We start from the raw sequence: 21,285 nt of genomic DNA, 5'->3' as shown, positions 1-21,285 counted from the left end.
TATTTGCAACTTTTCTACTCATGTTTGGATATAAGTGCCCCTATGCGCCTGGTGTGCTTTGTATGTCCTCATGTACCAGTCGGTCTATCACGAACAACTAAGTCGTTTTTCCAAGAGAAATCAATAGCGAATTATGAGAATGTCTAAGAGCAAGAGTTCTTATTTTATGAACATTAGCAAGCTTAGAATGTTGCTCAATTAATTGAAAGTAATGTATATTTTATATTGTGGAAGTCGTTCTAATTCTTTTGAAATATTACGTTTGATAAGACAAGTGAAGGTGGTTTACCTTATTTGGCCTTTAGAATAATAGTTTAAAATATTTATATATTTACAAAAGGAGTAATTAGAAGTAAAATATATAAAGTTAATTGTATACTAAGAAAATTAAAATAATTGAAGAGTGAAATCATGAGACCTAAAAAAACTGAGAGCGAACTTCGTGCAGATGTTTTTACTAAGCTAGTCGAAATTTTTAAAAATAAGTCTTGGGAAATTGAAAAAGGTCCAAATGAAGCTAGTCTTTTTAATCGATTTTGTAGTACTCTTTCTGAATTAGAATATGATCAGCAGATGTTGATTTTAGAATTGACAGAAAGATTTACAAGGATTAAATTTGAGGAATATATAATTTATATTAAAAAAATCCTGGATAATGTTATCAATAACGAAGAGATAGGTATAAAAAATATAAATAATATATATATAGCACCTTTAATCTCTCCAGAAGATTTTGGGAAAAGTAAAAGTTCAACTATGGTTCAATATGTAATTAGAGGTATTACTCCAAATATACCAGAACTTGCTTTTAAAAGAATTGTATATACAGATGGATTAGAAGTGGAATGTGAACAAATTAATACAGAAGATAGTATTTTGTTTTTAGTTGATGATTTTGTAGGAACTGGGGAAACTGCGTCTTCTGCCATTGATTATTTAATTAATAATAAGAAAGTTGATAAAGAAAAGATTGTAATTTTGTCAATAGCTACATTAGAAGTAGGTGTATGCTTTTTACAGAGTTTAGGGGTGCTTATTTTTACTGCATTAGTCTTTAAAAAAGGTATTTCTGATTCTTATCCATCAAAAATAGCGTCTGAGAAAATTGCATTAATGGAATCTATTGAAAAAAAGATTAAACCGCATAAAAATGAAAAATTAGGTTTTAAAAGTTCTGAAGCGCTAATTACTCTTATTAGAACTCCTAATAATACTTTCCCTGTATTTTGGAAGCAGAAAAAAGATAGAATAGCTCCATTTCCGAGGTGAACTTATTGGATCATGAAACTATATTGCTATTACAATTGATTAAAAAGAATGGGAAGATTGAGAATCTAACTAAACAAGGCTATGAATATTCTCAAATTGCAATAATGATAAACACCATTCTTGAGAACGGATTTATAGAATTTTCACCTGAAGGTATAATTATAACTGATAGTGGAGAAAAGGCATTAGCTGTCTATAATAAAAAACTTAATAGAAAAAATTCAGAGGCAATAATAAGTCCTCAAAAAGAGTACATTTTAGAAGAAAGAAAAAGTATTTATGATATATACTTACCAAATAATATTAAAAACTTAAAATAGTCCAATTAGACTTTTAGTGATATTCTTATCACACGTTTGGCGAGTCGCCAAGCGAAGAAGAACAGTATTTTCTAGCCTAGTGTTAATACCTCCTCCATGAGCCGGAGGTCAGTTCCGAAGTTATTAACACACTACGGCTAGCGCCTCCGTGTCATACTAGTAAATTAAAGGAAAGGCATCTTTAATTTACTAGTATGAGGAAGATAGACAGATTAAATTGGTAATTGGACAGATACACATGGTGATTTTATGAAATGGGAAGAATATAAGTCGAAGTTTTACCACTATGCTAGTTTTGAAGGGAAGAATCAAGATTATATAGATAGCTGTTTGAATTATGCTGAAAAGCTCTTTAATAAAGGAGTTCCGATTATATATGATCAATTACATCTATCCTTACTAGTTGGTTACGAAGAGAGATACTTAATCAAAGTTTCGAATTCACAAGATTTATTTTATAGGGAATTTAAAATTCTAAAGAAAAACAAAAGAGACTATAGAACTATTTCAGAACCCTTACCAAATCTTAAAAATATTCAACGATGGATTTTGAAAGAAATATTATCTAAATTAGAGCCGAGTGAATATTCCAAAGCTTTTAGACCTGGTTTTTCAATCAAGGATAATGCAAGATTTCATAGAGGGCAAAAAAAAGTATTAACTATTGATATAAAAGACTATTTTGGATCAATAGGTTTTAAACAAGTATATATGTTTTATATAAATTTAGGCTATTGTAAACAAGTTGCAGTTATGTTAGCCAATATTTGTACCCTAGATAATGGGTTGCCACAAGGGGCGCCGACTAGTCCTATGTTGTCAAACTTAATTACTAAAAAATTAGATCAAAGAATAGCCGGTTTTTCCAAGAAACAAAACATTAGGTATACTAGATATGCTGATGATCTAACTTTTTCAGGAGATTTTAATGAAGGTCATGTAATTAAATTTATAAAAACAATACTTAATTCCGAAGGTTTTATAATTAATGATTCCAAAACAAGAGTTCGTAAGAGAAATCAGAAGCAAGAAGTAACTGGAATTGTAGTTAACGAAAAGATGCAAGCATCAAGAAAATATAGACGAGATTTTAGGCAAAAAATGTACTATATTAAAAAATATGGGCTTGATTCACATGTTGATAAAATTGAAGGTGGAACTACCCTTAACTATCTGTATCGATTATTAGGAATGGCTAATTTTATTATTAACATTAATCCAAAAGATAAAGAAATAAAGGAAGATTATCATTACCTTAAGGAATTACTACGAAAGGTAAAGTAAATAGTAATAGTTATAAAGGCGGCAGTTCCCTAAAAGGGAGCTGCCGTTTTTACAAGGGTTTGTTTTTTACCTAAATGGTGTTAAAAGTTTTTACTTTCACTTTTCTTGTATTTGAAGGACTGATTTCCTTGAAACTTAGTTTTCTTTTTATATGAAGTTGTGTAACTAATTGAACCAGCCCTATTATTAGCAATTTCAAAATTAACATTAGGATATAAGTGTGAATAGGTACTTAACGTTGTTTTAATATCCTCATGCTCTAAAAGATCTTTAATAATAAGGGGGTAGCGTTATACTCACTGATTAAAAAAGAAGCATGAGAGTTGAAGTAAGCGCTTGGTTTGAATCGGTTTAAACCAAGCGCTTACGTATGCTGTTTTATAATTCGGGCAATTGTTGATTTTTCACTTGTCCTGAGAGAGATTGCCATTCATCATACCAACACTTTAATACTTGAGCCTCTCTAAAACGCAAACTTGTTATAAATAAAGCCAGATAGTAATGAATGAGAAGTGTTCATGATAATCGGATGTAACAAATGCAGAAATAACTTTCTCGAATTCCTTCTCTAGATAAAACGTATACAAATGTATACATATAAAAATTATTAATGACTTGAGGGATATGTAAGATGAATCATGTTTATAATTCATTTTTAAGGTCAAATTCAATAATAAGCTCGTTTATTATAAAGTCTAAACATTGAACTTGGCCTAGGAGGCTTTCTCTTATGCAAGAAAATTCATTTTGTGTCATTTGACTTGTAATTATTTCTTTTCGGGATATAAGACGTTTAGTATGATCAATTATTTTTCCTTTTCTGAATGTTTCTGCCATCTACATCACTCCACTTATTGTGTACATTTGTATACAAAATCAAGATAAGAAATAAGGATTTTAAGGAGCCTTTTGTAAGAATAATTCCCTAAAATATTTTAAATATGTTAGAAAAGGATATAAAATCAAGAGAAAATAGAAAAAATTTACTTTGAAGACATGTAGTGAAAGAAAAAAGTGCACTATAAAGATATTTTTCCTATTTTACTCTTGATAAGACCCCACGCCGAGTCGAGAAGATATTGAAGTAACAAAACGCTTAGTAGAATGCGGCCGGATTATCGGAATTGAAGTGCTTGACCATATTATAATAGGCGACCATAAATTCGTGAGTTTAAAGGAAAAAGGTCATATTTAAGACTATGCTTTTTACTTATTTTGTTTTATAATGTGATTTATGAGTTTTTTGTAGAAATTTATCTACAAAAAGGATAAAGATATAAAAAACGTACTGTTTTTATAATATAAAGTAAGAAAAAATGAGTCCGTGAAAACAAGAAAGGAAGATAAAAAATATGTTTGGATTTGGTGGCTTTACTCGCGATCTTGGAATAGACTTAGGAACTGCGAACACGCTTGTATATGTAAAAGGAAAAGGTGTAGTTTTACGTGAACCTTCAGTAGTAGCGTTACAAACTGATACGAAACAAATCGTTGCTGTAGGTAGCGATGCAAAACAAATGATTGGTCGTACACCAGGAAATGTTGTGGCACTTCGCCCAATGAAAGACGGTGTAATTGCTGATTATGAAACAACAGCAACAATGATGAAATACTATATTCAACAAGCTCAAAAATCAAATGGATTCTTCTCGCGTAAGCCTTACGTAATGGTATGTGTACCGTCTGGTATTACAGCTGTAGAAAGACGTGCAGTAATCGATGCGACTCGTCAAGCGGGCGCTCGTGACGCGTATCCAATCGAAGAACCATTTGCAGCAGCAATTGGTGCAAACTTACCTGTTTGGGAACCAACTGGTAGCATGGTTGTTGATATCGGTGGTGGTACAACAGAAGTTGCAATCATTTCTTTAGGTGGTATTGTAACAAGTCAATCAGTTCGTGTTGCTGGTGATGATATGGACGATTCAATCATTCAGTACATTAAGAAAAGCTACAACTTAATGATTGGTGAAAGAACGGCTGAAGCATTAAAATTAGAAATCGGTTCTGCAGGCGAGCCAGAAGGTATCGAGCCTATGGAAATTCGCGGTCGTGATTTAGTAAGTGGTTTACCAAAAACAGTACTAATTCAACCAGAAGAAATTGCAGATGCATTAAAAGATACAGTAGATGCGATTGTAGAATCTGTTAAAAATACGTTAGAGAAAACTCCACCTGAATTAGCGGCAGACATTATGGACCGTGGTATCGTATTAACAGGTGGCGGAGCATTACTACGTAACTTAGATAAAGTGATTAGTGAAGAAACAAATATGCCAGTTCTTGTTGCAGAAGACCCACTAGATTGCGTAGCGATTGGAACGGGTAAAGCATTAGACAATATCGATCTTTTCAAAACTGCTGCTCGATAATATTGCAAAATAAAAATCAATGAAATTAAGAGGGTGTGAACGTGCCACAGTTTTTCTTAAACAAAAGATTAATTGTTTTGTTAGTTAGTATTATTCTTCTCGTGGCATTGATTGGAATCTCATTGAAAGAACGGAACAGTTTAACATGGCCAGAGCAGTTTGTGAAAGACACTGTCGGTGTTGTAGAACGTGTATTCCAAAAGCCAGCGAAATACGTAGCTGGATTCTTCGAAAATGTAGAGGATGTAAAGCGCACGTATGAAGAGAATAAAGAATTAAAAGCAAAATTAGATAATTATGCAGGCCTATCAGGAAAAGTAAAACAATTAGAAGATGATAACAAGAAGTTACAAGAGTTAACAGGTAAAAAAGAGTTAAATAGCGGTTATACTGAAATTCCAGCGACTGTTGTTTCTCGTAATCCAGATAAATGGTACGATTTAATTGGAATTGATAAAGGGGCACAGCAAGGAATTAAAAAAGATATGGCTGTTATGACTTCACAAGGCCTAGTTGGACGAGTGAAAAGTGTATCTCAGTTTACATCATCAGTAGAATTGCTAAGCTCTATGAGCCGAACAAATCGTGTTTCTGCTATCGTACAAGGTGATGAGAAAATCTTTGGATTGATTGAAGGTTACGACAAAGAAAAACACTTACTTCTTTTTACAAAGATTGGCTCTGATGCAGAAGTGAAAAAAGATCAACTAGTTGTAACATCTGGACTTGGTGATATTTTCCCGAAAGGTCTTGTAATTGGAACAATCGTTGATGTTCAGCCGGATCCATACGGTTTAACAAAAACAGCTTATGTAAAACCTGCCGCTGATTTAAATGACGTAGAGCATATTATGGTTGCGAAACGTGAAACGCCTTCAGCGCCATTAGAATAGGAGGGGGAGAAGAGATGATGAAGGTTTTAAAAAGAGCAGCTCTTCCTCTTTTGCTCCTTTTTGTTTTTTTATTTGAAAATATGTTTGCTACTATTGTTCCAACAGCAGTTTTTTGGAAAGACAGTATAGCAGCACCTCATTTCTTTATCATTGTGTTATGTTTTGTTACTGTGTACTATAGTCCGGTCCAAGGGATTTATTACGGACTATTATTTGGTTTCTTGTTTGATACCGTATACACAGAACTTGTCGGTATATATATTTTTGCGTATCCAATTTTAGCTTATTTAGTTTATAGTGTGATGAAGATACTACAATTGAATTTATTTATTGTTGCTTCTATCGTACTAGCTAGCATAGTAGCATTAGAGTATTATGTGTATGGATTTTTAACTTTGTTAGGACGTACTCATATGTCGGCGTATGTCTTTTTCACAGATCGTCTCCTGTCTACTTTATTGCTAAATGCAATTTTCTTATTGATAGTTTGTTTCCCACTGAGACGATATTTAGTGCGTCTTTCAAAAGCGATGGAAGAAAAAGAAAAAAGGATTTTCTAATTTTATGTCGAATTGAATCGGTGGGGTGAACTTTAGTGGAAGAAAAAAAGCAACAAAATGTAATAATAAAAGGGACAAAAGACGGAATAACACTTCATTTAGATGATTGTTGTTCATTCTCTGAGTTACTGAAAGAACTGGATGAAAAGCTTTCTACACATTACTATGATGGTGATGGGCGCTCTTTAATTGAAGTGCATGTGAAAGTGGGAAATCGTTATTTAACAGAAGTCCAACAAGAAGAGATTCGTACGTTAATTCGTAATAAAAAGAATCTTGTTGTGGATTCGATTGAAAGTGATGTTATAACGAAAGCGGAAGCAATAGCTTGGAAAGAAGAAACAGAAATTGTCCCTATTTCCAAAATTGTTCGCTCTGGACAAGTTTTACATGTAAAAGGAAATTTATTGTTAATTGGAGATGTTAATCCAGGCGGAACGGTTATCGCTGGGGGGAATATTTTTGTCGTAGGATCATTAAGAGGAATTGCGCATGCTGGGTATTATGGGGATTCGGATGCTGTAATCGCTGCATCTGTTATGAACCCGATGCAACTTCGAATTAGTGATGTGGCAATGCGGGCTCCGGAAGAGAAAGAAGACGGAGCGGAGGCGGCAGAATGTGCGTATATTAATGAGAACAATCACATTGTTGTCGATCGACTGCAACTTCTCACTCATCTTAGACCTAATTTAACAAAGTTAGAAAGGGGAATTGTATAGCTGTGGGAGAGGCAATAGTAATTACATCTGGAAAAGGCGGTGTAGGTAAAACTACAACGTCTGCGAACATTGGTACAGCCCTAGCGTTATCTGGAAAGAAAGTGTGCTTAATTGACACAGATATCGGTCTTCGAAACTTAGACGTAGTAATGGGGCTGGAAAATCGTATTGTATTTGATCTTGTTGATGTCGTTGAAGGGCGTTGTCGTTTACCTCAGGCTCTTATTAAAGATAAACGTTTTGATGATCTTTATTTATTACCTGCAGCACAAACGAGTGATAAATCAGCGGTAACACCTGAACAAATGGATGAATTAATACAAGTATTACGTCAAGATTATGATTACATATTAATTGATTGTCCTGCGGGGATTGAGCAGGGATTTAAAAACGCGGTAGCTGGTGCGGATAAAGCAATCGTTGTTACGACGCCAGAAGTCTCCTCAATGCGCGATGCGGATCGTATTATCGGGCTTTTAGAAAAAGAGGATATTGAACCACCGAAACTTGTTATTAATCGTGTGCGTAGTCATATGCTTCATGAACAGGATATGTTAGATGTTGATGAAATCGTACGTACATTATCAATCGAGCTTCTTGGTGTTGTCGAAGATGATGATGAGGTTATTCGTGCTACAAATACAGGTGAACCTGTAGCGTTGCAACCGAGCGGAAAAGCAGCGTTAGCTTATCGTAATATTGCAAGACGTTTGTTGGGCGAGAATGTCCCATTACAAGCATTTGAACAAGAAAAGGTATCGGTATTTACAAAGGTGAAAAACTTCTTTGGAATCCGTTAAAGGCACTTCGCATATTTGCGGAGTGCTTTCTTTTTTCTTTACACGAATATCTTCCTTTCCTAGCTCATACATATGTACAAACTGTATACAACTGTTTCTATTTAAATTAGCTTAATGAAGGAAAGGAGACAGTATGAAGAATAGACGTGTAGAAGAAATTAAAAAACGGATTGCGAAAAGGAAGGCAGAGCAAGAAAGGATGGAGGAAGAGCAGTATTTCGCTGGAGGGAATTTTGATAATGAAACAGTATTTATTGAGGATGGAGAAAAGGAAATTCATCCTTTATTTCGAAAAGAAGTGTTTTTCTTCAAAGTTTTATTATCAGCAATATTAGTTCTTTCTATCGCTATTTTATATAAGAATGCACCCTCTTCTTTTGACGGTGCTAAAGCTGTTACAGAAAAAGTGATGAAAGAAGAGTTTCAGTTTGCCACTGTAGCGAAATGGTACGAAAAGCAGTTTGGAAAACCTCTCGTATTTTATTCGCCAAATGAGAAAAAAGAAGGAACGATTCAGCAAAAAGATTATGCAATTCCTGCTTCCGGAAAGGTAATGCAGGGGTTTCAAAAAAATGGCCAAGGTGTATTTGTCCAAACAGCTACAAATGCAACTGTTGAGTCAGTAAATGAAGGGCTAGTTGTTTTTGCAGGCAAGAAGGAGGAACTTGGTAATACAGTTCAAATTCAGCATGCAGATGGCACGGAGTCATGGTATGCAAACTTAAATGATATGTCAGTGAAATTATATGATTACGTTTCAAAGAAACAAAAAATTGGGACGGTAAATAATGATGCAAATAATAAAAATGGTAAGTTTTATTTTGCTATAAAAAAGAATGAAAAATTTATTGATCCGATTCAGGTGATTTCGTTTGATTAAATATAGAGACGTTTTAACGAAAATTTCAGTGCATCCGTTGTTTTGGGTTATTATTGTTATTGGTATTTTTACGGCTCGTTTTAAAGAGTTGCTACTGTTGTTTTGTATCGTTCTTATCCATGAACTTGGGCATGCTTTTGCAGCGGCGCATTATAATTGGCGTATTAAAAAGATTGAACTTTTACCGTTTGGTGGTGTAGCTGAGCTCGAGGAACATGGAAATAAATCATTGAAAGAAGAGCTCGTCGTCGTAATTGCAGGACCTATTCAACATATTTGGATGATGGCGGTAGGCTATATGTTATTTGAAGCTGGTTGGCTTCATGCGGATTTATATTATTTCTTTATGTGGAATAATATAATTATTTTAGCGTTTAATTTACTGCCTATTTGGCCGCTTGATGGTGGGAAAGTATTGTTTAACGTATTATCATATCGTTTTCCTTATTTACAGGCACATGAAAAGATGATGAAATTATCATGTGTTTTTTTTAGTGTAATACTAGTGTGGCAGTTACTTTGGAATAGTAACAACATTATGATGTGGGTGCTACTCATATTTTTAGCGGTGTCGTTATATCAAGAGTGGAAACAAAGACGGTATGCCTTTATGCGTTTTTTATTAGAACGTTATTACGGGAACAAAAGAGGAATTGAAAAGATTGCACCTATTGAAGTGCAATCAGAAGATCATTTATATAAGATATTCACAAAATTTCGTAGAGGGTATAAGCACTCTATAATCGTCCGTGGAAAATATAAAGAACATTACACATTGGATGAAAATGAACTGCTCTATGCGTATTTTACTGAAAAACGAACAACTTCATCTGTCGAAGAATTAATCGGTTAGTGTTGACGATAGCACTAACCTTTTATTATTGTAAAAGCAAAGATGATTATAAAGTGAGGAAAGAATTTTGAAAACGTTATATATGAACTACGCTGGATCGGAAAAACGCGTTGCAATTGAAGAGAAGAAAAAAATTGTTGAGTTTTTATGGAAGCGAAATGAAGAACAAGAGATTGTTGGGCATATTTATGTTGGACGTATTGTAAGAACGATTGCTGGAATGAACGCAGCTTTTGTAAATATCGGTTTAGAAAAACATGCGTATCTTTCATACGATGATGTACCGTCTTCTTATCGTATACATGAAGGGCAAGCGGTACTCGTACAAGTTGTGAAAGAGGCAATTGATACGAAAGGACCGAAATTGACAGCGAATATAGAATTTACCGGGAAATATGTCGTTTATATGCCGTATGATGAAATGCGTGCGGTTTCTCGGAAAATAAAAAATAATAAAAGAAGGCAACAACTACTCCAAATTGAAGTAGAAGGGACAGGTGGATACATATTTCGCTCTGCTTCTGAAAAAGGAGAAATTGAAGAAATACAAGCTGAAATGCAAAAGTTACAGCAGTTATATGAAGAGTTAAAAAGAAAAGAGGGGCAAGGAAAGGCACCGTTACTACTTCATCGACCGGCCACCTTTTTAGATCGCGTATTTCAAGAGAATCCAATTGAAACGATTGAAAAGGTAGTTGTAGATACAAGAAGTATAGTAAAAGAATTAGAAGAAAAAATTGGGGAAGAGAAAGTATCTTATTATAATGAAAAATCTTCAATGTTTAGCCATTTTGGAATAGAGCGTGAAATCGAGAAAGCACTTCAAAAAATTGTATGGCTCCCGAATGGTGCTTATTTAATTGTGGAACAAATGGAGACGATGACTGTAATTGATGTGAATACGGGCAAGTTTACTGGAAAACAGAACTTACAAGATACAGTCCTTCGTACAAATGAAGTGGCAGCTGAAGAAATAGCACGTCAATTAAGACTGCGTGATATCGGTGGTATGATATTAATTGATTTCATTAATATGAAAAGAAGAGAAGATAAAGAAAAGATAAGAGAATGTCTCATTGCTGCTATGCAAAATGATCGCACATATACAAGAGTGCTCGGGTTTACAGAGTTAGGGATTTTAGAGATGACACGTAAACGTAAAAAGCATTCTTTACGCGACGTACTACTAGAAGAGTGTGTACCGTGCAAAGCGACGGGTTATGTGATGTCATATGAAACAATTGCGTATGAGTTAGAGAGAGAGTTAATTACATATGGCAATATAGAGGAAGAGGCAGTATTAATTGCTGCACCTAAAGAACTGCAAAAACAATTTTTGCAAAAAGAATTACAAAAAAATATTCCATTTGAAATTTATTTCAAAGATGATATGATCGAAAAGTACGCTATTATTCGTTTTGGAAGTAAAAAAGAAATTATAGAACGGAAAAAATAGTTAGTAGAACTTTCATTGACAACCGTCTATGATTCATGATAACATCTTTATGTTATAGTTTATAGCACCTAAACGGCTATATGCTACAACCGCACAAGACAGGTTCCCTAAAGGCATTTATGTCTACCTCGTTTTTGGCGAGTCTTAGTAATTAAGAGGAGGTGCAAGTATGTACGCAATTATCGAAACAGGTGGAAAACAAATTAAAGTTGAAGCTGGTCAAGCAATCTACATTGAAAAATTAGATGTTGAAGCTGGTGAAACTGTTACTTTTGACAAAGTTCTTTTCGTTGGTGGCGAAAACGTTAAAGTTGGTAGCCCAGTTGTAGAAGGTGCAACAGTTACTGCGAAAGTTGAAAAACAAGGTCGCGCTAAGAAAATTATCGTTTTCAAATACAAAGCGAAAAAGAACAATCGTAAGAAACAAGGTCATCGTCAACCTTACACTAAGCTAGTTGTTGAAGCTATCAACGCTTAATTCTGGTTAACATGATTAAAATTACGATAAGTCGCACGAAATTAGGAAGTATCCAATCATTTAAAATGACTGGACATGCCGATTATGCGCCACATGGACAAGATCTTGTCTGTGCTGGAACTACAGCGGTTGTGTTTGGTTCTATAAATGCAGTGGAAGAACTTTGTGATGTGCAGGCAACTATTGAACTCGGAAGTGATGGCGGATTCTTAACGTATGAATTGCCTAATGATTTAGACGTTCATACAATGGAAAAAGCACAGATACTTTTAGAAGGATTGGTTGTTTCGCTTAAGACGATCGAACTTGATTACGGAAAATATATCCGTTTAATAGAAAAAGTGCAGGAGGTGTAACGTATGTTAAGATTAGATCTTCAGTTTTTCGCATCTAAGAAAGGTGTAGGTAGTACAAAGAACGGTCGTGACTCTCAGTCAAAACGTCTTGGTGCTAAACGCGCAGATGGTCAAACGGTTTCAGGTGGTTCAATTCTTTACCGTCAACGCGGTACAAAAATTTATCCAGGTGTTAACGTTGGTCGTGGTGGCGATGACACTTTATACGCGAAAGTTGACGGCGTAGTACGCTTCGAGCGTCTTGGCCGTGACCGCAAACAAGTGAGCGTATATCCTGTTGCTCAAGAAGCATAAGAACTCACGGAAAACTCTAACCTGAGTGCAGGTTAGAGTTTTTCTATATTAAGGGGTATCTAAATGAATGAAAAATGGACAATTATAGATGCATTGCGCCATTCAAGACATGATTGGCTCAATCGTATGCAGATGGTGAAAGGAAACCTTTCCCTTGGAAAAGTGGAAGAAATTCATAGTCTCATCGATCGTTTTGTCCAAGAAGCGAGACAAGAATCCAATCTGATGGGGCTATCAATGCCTTTATTTTCAGAGTGGATTTTAACATATAATTGGAAACAGCAGCCGTGCTTATTGGAGTACGAAGTATTAGGGAAATTACATAACTTATCTCACTTGGATGAGACTGTATGTACATGGACGAATCAATTTTTCTCAATGCTTCAGCATAGTTTAGACGTATATGTTGAAAATTATGTTTGTATCACAATTGAATGTGACGCGGAGAATGCTCGTTTCTTTTTTGATTTTCGTGGTAAGCTAACGAGTGTAGAAGAACTACAGAATTGGCTTGCGAACCAAAACAATAAATGGTATTCCATTTCTTATACAGTGCGAGACGAAGAAGTCTCAGTTATATTACAACCAATTGAAAAAAGTGTGGTGAAATAATGTTTGTAGATCAGGTCAAGATATATGTAAAAGGCGGCGACGGTGGTAACGGAATGGTTGCGTATCGTCGTGAGAAGTATGTTCCAAAAGGTGGCCCAGCAGGTGGCGACGGTGGTAAAGGTGCAGATGTTGTTTTCGTTGTTGAGGAAGGCTTACGTACATTAATGGACTTCCGCTACCAACGTCATTTCAAAGCTGATCGCGGTCAGCACGGAATGAGTAAAGGGCAGCACGGACGTAAATCTGAAGACTTACTTGTAAAGGTTCCACCAGGAACAGTAGTAAAAGATGAAAAAACTGGTCAAATTCTTGCCGATTTAGTAACGCATGGACAAACTGCTGTAATTGCAAAAGGTGGCCGCGGTGGCCGTGGTAACTCACGTTTCGCAACAGCTACGAATCCAGCGCCAGAAATCGCTGAGAACGGGGAACCAGGTCAAGAGCGTGATGTCATTCTAGAACTTAAAGTACTAGCAGACGTTGGACTTGTTGGATTCCCAAGTGTAGGTAAATCTACATTATTATCTGTCGTATCATCAGCACGTCCGAAAATTGCAGAGTATCACTTCACAACAATCGTTCCAAATCTTGGTGTTGTTGAAACTGGTGATAACCGCAGCTTCGTTATGGCTGACCTTCCTGGACTAATTGAAGGGGCACATGCTGGCGTCGGACTTGGACACCAATTCTTACGTCATATCGAGCGTACACGTGTAATCGTGCATGTTGTTGATATGTCTGGTTTAGAAGGCCGTGATCCATATGAAGATTACGTAACGATTAATAATGAATTAAAAGAATACAATCTTCGCTTAACAGAGCGTCCACAAGTTGTTGTTGCAAACAAAATGGATATGCCAGATGCAGAAGAAAACTTACAAGCATTTAAAGAGAAAGTGGGGGACGAAGTAAAAATCTTCCCGATCTCAGCTGTAACGAAACAAGGGGTTCGTGACTTACTGTTTGAAGTAGCGAACTTAATAGAAACAACCCCAGAATTCCCAATACATGAAGTAGCGGATGAGTCTGACACAAGTGTAATGTATAAATTTGATACTGAAGGTGTTAAATTTGAAATTACACGTGAAAGTGACGGCACGTTTGTTATCTCTGGTTACGATATTGAGAAGACATTCAAAATGACAGACTTCTCACGTGATGAATCTATACGTCGTTTCGCTCGCCAAATGCGCGGAATGGGTATCGATGAAGCGCTTCGTGCACGTGGTGCAAAAGACGGAGATATTGTAAAAATTCTTGAATATGAATTTGAATTTATCGACTAAGACTGCCGAAATATGGCAGTCTTTTTTTATCCCACTTTAATGGGCAGTAAGGCCCCCACCTCAAAATGCAGCGAAAGCAAAGAAGTTAGGAGGGGGATCAACTGCCCATAAAAGTCCGATTGGTGAGGGCTGATAATCAGTGGGGGATGAAGAAAACCCCTACTGATTAAAGTTTCACTTTATATCTTAAAAGTCTGATTTAAACAGGAAAAAATCCCCACTAATTAAATTTTCAATTTATAATAAAAAGAGGAGTGGTTTTAGAAGAATTTTTTATGGGGAGAAAATGAACATGTATAAAATATTAATTGTAGAAGATGACGAGAAAATCGCGGGGATATTAGAGGAGCATTTAGAAAGGTATGGCTATCAGTCATTTAGAGCAAGTGATTTACGGCATATAAAAGATGAGTTCGTAAAAGTAAATCCACATCTCGTGTTACTAGATATTAATTTACCGTATTTTGATGGTTTCTATTGGTGTCGCCAAATCCGCACGGTATCGAATGCACCAATTATTTTTGTGTCTGCAAGAACAGGAGAAATGGATCAAGTGATGGCAATTGAAAATGGTGGAGATGATTACATTACGAAGCCATTCCATTTAGATATTGTAATGGCTAAGGTGAAAAGTGCACTTCGGCGTGGGTATGGTGAATATGCTTCTGCGGCAGAAAGTGATTGTTTAGGTGTAAATGGACTGTTGTTATTTCCGTCCCAACATGTTGTTGAGTGGCAAGGGCAACAAACAGAACTGACAAAAAATGAATTTTATTTATTAGAGTGTTTAATGAAACAAGCAAATCAATATGTAACGCGAGAAGAACTGTTAGAGGCCCTCTGGGATGAAGTAGCTTTTGTCGATGATAATACATTAACCGTAAATGTAAAACGTGTAAGGAAGAAACTAGAGGAGCTAGGCATTAAAAATGCAATTGTAACGAAACGTGGATATGGTTATGCGCTTCTTACAGAGTGGGGCGAAGGGCATGAAGGTTAAAAATTACCTCATGGACCGCTTTTCTTTACTTCTTTCTTATATTGTTAGCCTCTGTTTATTTGGTCTCGTTTTGCAGTTGCAAAATCTTTTGGACAAAAGATTAATTGACTGGAGTACGTGGTTATATGGACTCTTATTAGGGACAGTTGTATTTACTGTATACCTCATTTACGATTATCGAAAACGGAGTGTGTTTTTAAAGAGCATCGAAAAGTACGTTACTGGCGGAAATACATTACATGACTCACTACTTATTGATACTTCTTATACGTCAGAGCAAGAGATGGTCGTTGAATCGTTTACGTTATTAAGACAGCAATATATGAATGAAGTTCATAAACAACATGCGAAAGAGCAACAGCAAATGATATTTATGAACCAATGGATTCATCAAATGAAAACACCAGTATCGGTTATAGAACTGCTATTGCAGAAGTTTGGCAAAGAGCATCGTGAAGCAAGAGCGACAGTTGAAAGTATTCGTGAAGAAAATAACCGCATACTAAATGGTTTAGATTTAGCGTTACATATGGCAAGATTAGAGCAGTTTGCGAAAGATTATAAAGTAGAAGTAGTAAATGTGATAGATATCATTCGAGGTATTATTAATGAAAATCGAAAATCTTTCATTCAATCGTCTGTATTCCCGAAAGTAATGTTTGAGGAAGATACTTGTATGGTTGCATCTGATAGAAAATGGCTCAGCATTGCTATAGGGCAAATTGTAGTAAATGCAATTAAGTATACGAAAATTTCAGAAGTAGAGAAAAAGGAAATTCAATTTCAGATTGAAGAGAAAGATCAAAAGGTGTTATTACATATTAAGGACAATGGAATCGGTATTCCAGAGCAAGATGTAAAGCGTATATTTGATCCATTCTTTACGGGGATAAATGGCCGTAAAACAAGAGAAGCGACCGGGATGGGCTTATATATTACGAAGGAAATTTGCGATAATTTACATCACGGTATTTATGTACAATCGGCTGAAGGGGAAGGGACAACGTTCACGTTCCAATTTGCAAAAGATGAAGAATATCATACATTAATGAGAAAAATGACAAAACTGTAAGATAACAAAGCGTTTTGTAAGGGAAATCACTCGTTTCTTTTTCTTATTTTTCTTATAGTAAATGTAAGAAGAAAACACATAGGGGGATTAGAAATGAGTGTTCTGGAAGTAAAAGGATTAACGAAAGTGTATCAATCAAAAGGTTCAGTAGCGACGACTGCTTTAAATGATATAAATTTTAAAATAGAAGAAGGCGAATTTGTAGGGATTATGGGTCCTTCAGGGAGCGGGAAAACAACGCTTTTAAATTTATTAGCAACAATTGATAAGCAAACTTCAGGTCATGTGCTTGTAAATGGGGAAGAAATTAATCAAATGCGTGCTGCAAAATTAGCGGAGTTTCGCCGTACACATTTAGGATTCATCTTCCAAGATTTTAACTTACTTGATACGTTATCAATTAAAGAAAATATCATTTTGCCGCTTGTCATGGCGAAGAAATCTGTAAATGAGATCGATGCAAAAGTGCTTGAGATTGCAAAGTTTTTAAATATCGAAGAAATTTTAAATAAAAAAGTATATGAAGTATCAGGCGGGCAACAACAACGTGCAGCAGCTGCGAGAGCGATCATTCATGAACCGACTTTAATTTTAGCGGATGAGCCAACTGGAAACTTAGATTCAAAGTCAGCAAAATCATTAATGAGTGCGTTACAAGACTTACATGAACAAAAGAAAGTGACAATTGCAATGGTAACACATGATCCAGTAGCGGCGAGTTATTGCGAACGTATTCTATTCATTCGCGACGGAGAAATTTTCTCAGAAATACATAAAGGAAGAACGAAACAAGCCTTTTTCCAAGAAATTCTGGACGTACTTGCGATGCTAGGAGGAGAATATCATGAACTTTCGCCAGCTCGCGCTTAGTAATGTAAAAGGAAATTGGCGTAATTATAAAGCGTTTCTTATAAGTAGTTGTTTGTCGATAGTCGTATTTTTCATGTATGCTTCCTTCATTTATCATCCAGATGTCGTAAGCGGTAATATTAGTATGAGGGAGATGATTTCAAAAGGATTAGAATCAATGAATTATATTGTAGTCATCTTCTCAGCACTCTTTATTTTATATGCAAATTCAACATTTTTACGTGCAAGGAAAAAAGAGTTTGGTCTACTAACATTAATAGGTGGAACGAAATCACAACTTGGCCGAATGATTATATTAGAACAGCTTATGTTAGGTAGTATTGCCATTGTAGTAGGTATTGGGCTTGGTATGCTTTGTTCAAAATTATTCTTCCAAGCATTAAGTGTAATATTGAAAATGGATAAAACACTTCCACTCGTATGGAATAGTAAAGCAGTTTTGATTACAGCGGGTGTATACTTTGTTCTGTTTTTAATCTTATCATTGTTTAGCGTTTGGACAGTAGGACGCTTGCAAATTATTGATTTATTAAGAGAAGCAAGAAAACAAAAAATAGAACCTTTTGCATTTACATCGTTATGTGTAGTTGGTGTAGGATGTATTATTGCTGCGTATGTCCTTTGTTTCCAAGTAACAATTATGAATTTTATCATTCTTTTTTTACCGATTGTAGGGCTGACGATAGGCGGAACTTATTTGCTGTTTACACAAGGTAGTACAGTTGTATTAAAGGCGTTACAAAAACGAAAACAATCTTTTTATACGTACCCAAATATGTTTGTACTTAGCAATCTTATTTATAAAATGAAAGATAATGCTCGTTTTCTATTTGTCATTTCTATCATTACGGCGGTCGTATCTTCAGCAGTTGGTACACTGTATGTATATTTTGAAAATATGAGTGCGAAAACGGTAGAGCTTACGCCGCATGCTATTTCATATGAGGAAAAGGGGCTAAATACGCATAGTCTTATTAATGAAGAAAAAGTACAAGAGATTGTAAAAAGAAATGGGTTTGAAGATGCACGAAAAGTAACCTACGTAAAACTACCTGCAACACAGAAAATAATGTTGTTTAACAGTGAACGTGAAGTACCAATGGCGATTATTTCAGAAAAAGAATATAACGCGGAAGTGCGTAAACAAAAGAAAGAGCAAATTACAGAGGTTCATAATGCACCAGGTAGCGCGACGATGGTTATGGTTGATGCGGCAAATGAACTTATGGAAATAGATCGTACGAAACCGTATGAATTTAAGATTAACGGACAAAAGCAGTCTGTTCGATTAAATGATCCAACGTCATATTCTGTTTTTAACGATAGCGAATATCTTATTGTGAATGATCAAGACTTTGAGAAATATGCAAAGCTTGTACCGGACGAAGAAAAGACGAAATATTATGGTTATTATATTGAAGATTGGAAAAATACCGAAGATCTTGTGCTAGATTTGAAAAAGGAAATTGCACCAGAAAAGCAAGGTGAATTGAGAAACTCAGTGTTTGCTTATAAAGATATAAGGGAAGGTGGAGCAATTACAATGTTTATTGGCTTCTTTGTAGCTGTACTGTTCTTCTTCTTCGCTTGTAGTATGACATACTTTAAATGGTTTAACGATAAAGAGCAAGATCGTATTCAATTTAAGTCGTTAAAGAGAATCGGTATGACAGATAAAGAAATTCGTAAAATTGCAATTCGACAAATGGGTGTTATCTTCTTTATCCCAATTTTAATTGGTGCCATTCATAGTGGATTTGCTCTTCATACGCTAGGAAAAATGCTTTATCTCGATTTATGGAAATCAGGTGCGATTGTAATTGGAGCATACATTGTTGCTTCTGCGATTTACTTTATAATCGCGCAAAGAGGATATTTGAAACATGTGCAAAGCTAGAGAAATCTCTAGCTTTTTGCCTATGTAGTAAGTTATAGGAGGACGATAGATGAACATTCGGCAACTAGCGCTGCAAAATATAAAAGGAAATTGGCGTAATTATAAAGTGTTTTTCTTAAGTAGTTGTTTTGCGATATTTGCGTCTTTTGCATACATGTCTGTCATTGTGCATCCGTATATGCAGGAGACGATGTGGTATCAAAACGTACGCTGGGGACTTATTATATGTAATGTTATAATCATTTCTTTTTTCGTCATATTTATTTTGTACTCTACTTCTATTTTCATAGAGGCACGTAAGAAAGAATTAGGATTATACATGTTAATGGGAGCAACGAAATCTAACGTAATAGGAGTGATTATGACCGAGCAAATATTGATCGGCGTATTTGCTAATATTTTCGGTATTGGGCTTGGCATGATCTTTTTAAAGCTCTTCTTCATGGTGTTTAGTATGTTACTGGGGCTTCCGAAAGAACTCCCTGTCATATTTGATGTGAGAGCGATTGGGGGAACGTTTATTGCGTATATGGTCGTATTTGTTTTCTTATCCTTTATAAGTGCTTTACGTATATGGAATATAAAAATCATTCGGTTATTGAAAGAATTTCGAGCAGATAAAAAAGAGAAGAAAACATCAATGTGGATTTGCATATTAGGATTTATTTGTTTAGGGATAGGATATGCGTTAGCGTTACAAGCGACCATACGAACGATAGCGTTCTATTTTTTCCCTGTGTCTATACTTGTCTCTTTTGGAACATATTTTTCTTTTACACACGGCACTGCTCAAATATTAGAAATAATAAAACGAAATAAAAAGATTATGTATACATATCCGTATTTATTTATAGTGAATCAATTATCACATCGTATGAAGGAAAATGGTCGCTTTTTCTTTCTAATGTCAATGGCAACGACGTTTGTAGTTACGGCAACAGGTACGGTGTTCTTATATTTTTCTAGCATGCAAGATATGTGGCGAACTGGAGGGGTACACTCGTTTTCGTACATAGAAAAAGGTATTTCTACTCATGAAGTCTTTGAGGAAGGTGCGGTTGAAAAATTACTGCATCAATATGAGTATGATGATTTTCAATATATAAGTTTTGTTGGAGTGTATGCATCCTTTCAATCTAATAAGGGAGAAACAACAATAGTACCGCTTATAAAAGAAAGTGAATATAACCAAGAAGCGAGGAAACAAAAACAGAAAACGTATCGTCCTAAAAAAGGTACAGTGACACTCGTTTATTATAATAAATACAATAATTCGAATGTATATAATCAAAAAGAGATTCAATTGCAAGTAATGAATCAACTATATCAATTCGTATTTAACGGTCAGAAAGAAGGGGTTCAATTTAACCATCATCCTTCGTACATTAATGGTTTGTTCTTCGTTATGAATGATGAAGATTTTGATAGTATAGCAAATCAGGTTCCTGATTCTGAAAAAATGATATATAGAGGCTACACATTACCAAATATCGAAAAGACGAAAAAATTAAATGAAGATTTACGGAAACATATGAAACAAGATAATAATAATGCATTTCGAAGCAATATGGAGTTATATGTAAATATGAAAGAAGGCGGCGATATTACTCTATTTGTAGGCTCATTTATTAGTATATTATTCTTTCTTACTTCATGTAGTATCGTGTATTTTAAATGGTTCCATAATATTGCATCGGACCGAAAGCAGTATGGTGCACTATCTAAACTTGGAATGACAAAGGAAGAAGTATGGAAAATTTCTCGTTGGCAATTATGTATGCTATTTTTTGCGCCAATTATAGTAGGGAGTATGCATAGTGCAGTTGCGTTATATACGTTTCATAATACGCTTTTTATGGATGGATCATTAAGAAAAGTAGGTTTGTTCATTCTGTTTTATATCGCAGCATGTATCATTTATTTCTTCTTCGCTCAAAGAGAATATAAGAAACATTTAGACTAGCGAAAGTTAGTCTTTTTTTAATATTCGAAATTTACATAGAAGAATATA

The 21,285-nt window shown here is 35.1% G+C and carries 22 protein-coding genes, 1 pseudogene and 1 other annotated feature; of the genes and pseudogenes, 22 read left to right on the top strand and 1 reads right to left on the bottom strand.

The genetic code is table 11. The annotated features are described in order from the left end of the window. Window positions 1–411 precede the first annotated feature (411 nt). The 3 genes from Q9B79_RS11385 to Q9B79_RS11375 all read left to right on the top strand — a co-directional run bounded on the left by Q9B79_RS11385 (window position 412) and on the right by Q9B79_RS11375 (window position 2,873). A complete protein-coding gene (locus Q9B79_RS11385; RefSeq protein WP_306184158.1) occupies window positions 412–1,269 on the top strand; it encodes a phosphoribosyltransferase-like protein in 858 nt (285 codons plus the stop codon). Window positions 1,270–1,274: 5 nt separating this feature from the next. Next, the gene (locus tag Q9B79_RS11380; RefSeq protein ID WP_306184156.1) at window positions 1,275–1,589 is read left to right on the top strand and encodes a hypothetical protein; all 315 of its coding nucleotides are present in this window, start codon (window positions 1,275–1,277) and stop codon (window positions 1,587–1,589) included. 249 nt (window positions 1,590–1,838) lie between these two features. Beyond that, window positions 1,839–2,873, top strand: a complete 1,035-nt coding sequence (locus Q9B79_RS11375; protein ID WP_306184154.1) for a retron St85 family RNA-directed DNA polymerase — start codon at window positions 1,839–1,841, stop codon at window positions 2,871–2,873. A 642-nt stretch (window positions 2,874–3,515) separates the two neighbouring features. On the opposite strand, the gene Q9B79_RS11370 is transcribed toward Q9B79_RS11375, so the two are convergent. Beyond that, the gene (locus Q9B79_RS11370; RefSeq protein ID WP_306184152.1) at window positions 3,516–3,710 is read right to left on the bottom strand and encodes a hypothetical protein; all 195 of its coding nucleotides are present in this window, start codon (window positions 3,708–3,710) and stop codon (window positions 3,516–3,518) included. 217 nt (window positions 3,711–3,927) lie between these two features. Here Q9B79_RS11370 and Q9B79_RS11365 point away from each other — a divergent pair. The 19 genes and pseudogenes from Q9B79_RS11365 to Q9B79_RS11275 form a co-directional block, all read left to right on the top strand. Continuing rightward, window positions 3,928–4,068, top strand: a pseudogene (locus Q9B79_RS11365) (JAB domain-containing protein); the annotation flags it as partial. 157 nt (window positions 4,069–4,225) lie between these two features. After that, on the top strand, window positions 4,226–5,245 hold the full coding sequence (gene mreB, locus Q9B79_RS11360) for a cell shape-determining protein MreB (RefSeq protein WP_000466737.1): 1,020 nt from the start codon (window positions 4,226–4,228) through the stop codon (window positions 5,243–5,245). 41 nt (window positions 5,246–5,286) lie between these two features. Continuing rightward, complete coding sequence (gene mreC / locus Q9B79_RS11355; protein ID WP_306184149.1) at window positions 5,287–6,138, top strand: rod shape-determining protein MreC; 852 nt, start codon at window positions 5,287–5,289, stop codon at window positions 6,136–6,138. A 14-nt stretch (window positions 6,139–6,152) separates the two neighbouring features. Next, window positions 6,153–6,698 carry a rod shape-determining protein MreD gene (mreD, locus tag Q9B79_RS11350; RefSeq protein WP_306184146.1) on the top strand — a complete coding sequence of 182 codons (546 nt, stop codon included), beginning with the start codon at window positions 6,153–6,155 and terminating at the stop codon, window positions 6,696–6,698. 35 nt (window positions 6,699–6,733) lie between these two features. After that, the gene (gene minC / locus Q9B79_RS11345; RefSeq protein ID WP_098669489.1) at window positions 6,734–7,420 is read left to right on the top strand and encodes a septum site-determining protein MinC; all 687 of its coding nucleotides are present in this window, start codon (window positions 6,734–6,736) and stop codon (window positions 7,418–7,420) included. Between the two features lie 2 nt (window positions 7,421–7,422). Further along, window positions 7,423–8,220: a septum site-determining protein MinD gene (gene minD, locus Q9B79_RS11340; protein ID WP_000503311.1), complete on the top strand. Its 798-nt coding sequence runs from the start codon at window positions 7,423–7,425 to the stop codon at window positions 8,218–8,220. A 133-nt stretch (window positions 8,221–8,353) separates the two neighbouring features. Beyond that, a complete protein-coding gene (spoIVFA, locus tag Q9B79_RS11335) occupies window positions 8,354–9,100 on the top strand; it encodes a stage IV sporulation protein SpoIVFA (protein ID WP_166702908.1) in 747 nt (248 codons plus the stop codon). Next, window positions 9,093–9,953, top strand: a complete 861-nt coding sequence (spoIVFB, locus tag Q9B79_RS11330; RefSeq protein ID WP_306184143.1) for a stage IV sporulation intramembrane metalloprotease SpoIVFB — start codon at window positions 9,093–9,095, stop codon at window positions 9,951–9,953. Before spoIVFA ends, spoIVFB begins: the two co-directional genes overlap by 8 nt. Window positions 9,954–10,020: 67 nt before the next feature. Further along, window positions 10,021–11,409 (top strand): Rne/Rng family ribonuclease, encoded by a 1,389-nt coding sequence (locus Q9B79_RS11325; protein ID WP_306184141.1) that lies wholly within the window; start codon window positions 10,021–10,023, stop codon window positions 11,407–11,409. 77 nt (window positions 11,410–11,486) lie between these two features. Then, window positions 11,487–11,564: a sequence feature (ribosomal protein L21 leader region), on the top strand. A gap of 14 nt (window positions 11,565–11,578) precedes the next feature. Continuing rightward, window positions 11,579–11,887, top strand: coding sequence for a 50S ribosomal protein L21 (gene rplU, locus Q9B79_RS11320; protein WP_000270907.1), 309 nt, complete (start codon window positions 11,579–11,581; stop codon window positions 11,885–11,887). Window positions 11,888–11,898: 11 nt separating this feature from the next. Next, window positions 11,899–12,243 carry a ribosomal-processing cysteine protease Prp gene (locus Q9B79_RS11315; RefSeq protein ID WP_306184138.1) on the top strand — a complete coding sequence of 115 codons (345 nt, stop codon included), beginning with the start codon at window positions 11,899–11,901 and terminating at the stop codon, window positions 12,241–12,243. 3 nt (window positions 12,244–12,246) lie between these two features. After that, window positions 12,247–12,537 (top strand): 50S ribosomal protein L27, encoded by a 291-nt coding sequence (gene rpmA, locus Q9B79_RS11310; RefSeq protein WP_000944957.1) that lies wholly within the window; start codon window positions 12,247–12,249, stop codon window positions 12,535–12,537. Between the two features lie 63 nt (window positions 12,538–12,600). Continuing rightward, entirely contained in the window at window positions 12,601–13,149 is a 549-nt protein-coding gene (locus tag Q9B79_RS11305) for a sporulation initiation phosphotransferase B (RefSeq protein ID WP_063224842.1), read from the top strand. Next, entirely contained in the window at window positions 13,149–14,435 is a 1,287-nt protein-coding gene (gene obgE, locus Q9B79_RS11300) for a GTPase ObgE (RefSeq protein ID WP_306184135.1), read from the top strand. Before Q9B79_RS11305 ends, obgE begins: the two co-directional genes overlap by 1 nt. Window positions 14,436–14,727: 292 nt before the next feature. Then, window positions 14,728–15,435 carry a response regulator transcription factor gene (locus tag Q9B79_RS11295; protein WP_000276717.1) on the top strand — a complete coding sequence of 236 codons (708 nt, stop codon included), beginning with the start codon at window positions 14,728–14,730 and terminating at the stop codon, window positions 15,433–15,435. Next, window positions 15,425–16,507 (top strand): HAMP domain-containing histidine kinase, encoded by a 1,083-nt coding sequence (locus Q9B79_RS11290; protein WP_306184133.1) that lies wholly within the window; start codon window positions 15,425–15,427, stop codon window positions 16,505–16,507. The genes Q9B79_RS11295 and Q9B79_RS11290 overlap by 11 nt, the downstream gene beginning before the upstream one ends. Window positions 16,508–16,600: 93 nt before the next feature. Then, window positions 16,601–17,377 (top strand): ABC transporter ATP-binding protein, encoded by a 777-nt coding sequence (locus tag Q9B79_RS11285; RefSeq protein WP_000114530.1) that lies wholly within the window; start codon window positions 16,601–16,603, stop codon window positions 17,375–17,377. After that, window positions 17,352–19,274 carry an ABC transporter permease gene (locus Q9B79_RS11280; RefSeq protein ID WP_306184130.1) on the top strand — a complete coding sequence of 641 codons (1,923 nt, stop codon included), beginning with the start codon at window positions 17,352–17,354 and terminating at the stop codon, window positions 19,272–19,274. The genes Q9B79_RS11285 and Q9B79_RS11280 overlap by 26 nt, the downstream gene beginning before the upstream one ends. Before the next feature lie 49 nt (window positions 19,275–19,323). After that, window positions 19,324–21,237, top strand: coding sequence for an ABC transporter permease (locus Q9B79_RS11275; protein WP_306184128.1), 1,914 nt, complete (start codon window positions 19,324–19,326; stop codon window positions 21,235–21,237). Window positions 21,238–21,285: the final 48 nt, after the last annotated feature.

It is taken from the genome of Bacillus sp. MHSD_36 (genome assembly GCF_030757775.1).
GTDB lineage: Bacteria > Bacillota > Bacilli > Bacillales > Bacillaceae_G > Bacillus_A.
Note: the sequence above shows the minus strand (reverse complement) of the source record. Positions and strands in the feature narration are given on the sequence as shown.

Bases quoted from the DNA above. Each gene is read 5' to 3' on its own strand.
- rplU (WP_000270907.1), top strand. From the start codon at position 11,579: ATGTACGCAATTATCGAAACAGGTGGAAAACAAATTAAAGTTGAAGCT.
- Q9B79_RS11280 (WP_306184130.1), top strand. From the start codon at position 17,352: ATGAACTTTCGCCAGCTCGCGCTTAGTAATGTAAAAGGAAATTGGCGT.
- mreB (WP_000466737.1), top strand. From the start codon at position 4,226: ATGTTTGGATTTGGTGGCTTTACTCGCGATCTTGGAATAGACTTAGGA.
- Q9B79_RS11305 (WP_063224842.1), top strand. From the start codon at position 12,601: ATGAATGAAAAATGGACAATTATAGATGCATTGCGCCATTCAAGACAT.
- Q9B79_RS11385 (WP_306184158.1), top strand. From the start codon at position 412: ATGAGACCTAAAAAAACTGAGAGCGAACTTCGTGCAGATGTTTTTACT.
- rpmA (WP_000944957.1), top strand. From the start codon at position 12,247: ATGTTAAGATTAGATCTTCAGTTTTTCGCATCTAAGAAAGGTGTAGGT.
- Q9B79_RS11285 (WP_000114530.1), top strand. From the start codon at position 16,601: ATGAGTGTTCTGGAAGTAAAAGGATTAACGAAAGTGTATCAATCAAAA.
- Q9B79_RS11295 (WP_000276717.1), top strand. From the start codon at position 14,728: ATGTATAAAATATTAATTGTAGAAGATGACGAGAAAATCGCGGGGATA.
- Q9B79_RS11315 (WP_306184138.1), top strand. From the start codon at position 11,899: ATGATTAAAATTACGATAAGTCGCACGAAATTAGGAAGTATCCAATCA.
- Q9B79_RS11290 (WP_306184133.1), top strand. From the start codon at position 15,425: ATGAAGGTTAAAAATTACCTCATGGACCGCTTTTCTTTACTTCTTTCT.
- Q9B79_RS11275 (WP_306184128.1), top strand. From the start codon at position 19,324: ATGAACATTCGGCAACTAGCGCTGCAAAATATAAAAGGAAATTGGCGT.
- Q9B79_RS11370 (WP_306184152.1), bottom strand. From the start codon at position 3,710: ATGGCAGAAACATTCAGAAAAGGAAAAATAATTGATCATACTAAACGT.
- Q9B79_RS11375 (WP_306184154.1), top strand. From the start codon at position 1,839: ATGAAATGGGAAGAATATAAGTCGAAGTTTTACCACTATGCTAGTTTT.
- obgE (WP_306184135.1), top strand. From the start codon at position 13,149: ATGTTTGTAGATCAGGTCAAGATATATGTAAAAGGCGGCGACGGTGGT.
- mreD (WP_306184146.1), top strand. From the start codon at position 6,153: ATGATGAAGGTTTTAAAAAGAGCAGCTCTTCCTCTTTTGCTCCTTTTT.
- spoIVFA (WP_166702908.1), top strand. From the start codon at position 8,354: ATGAAGAATAGACGTGTAGAAGAAATTAAAAAACGGATTGCGAAAAGG.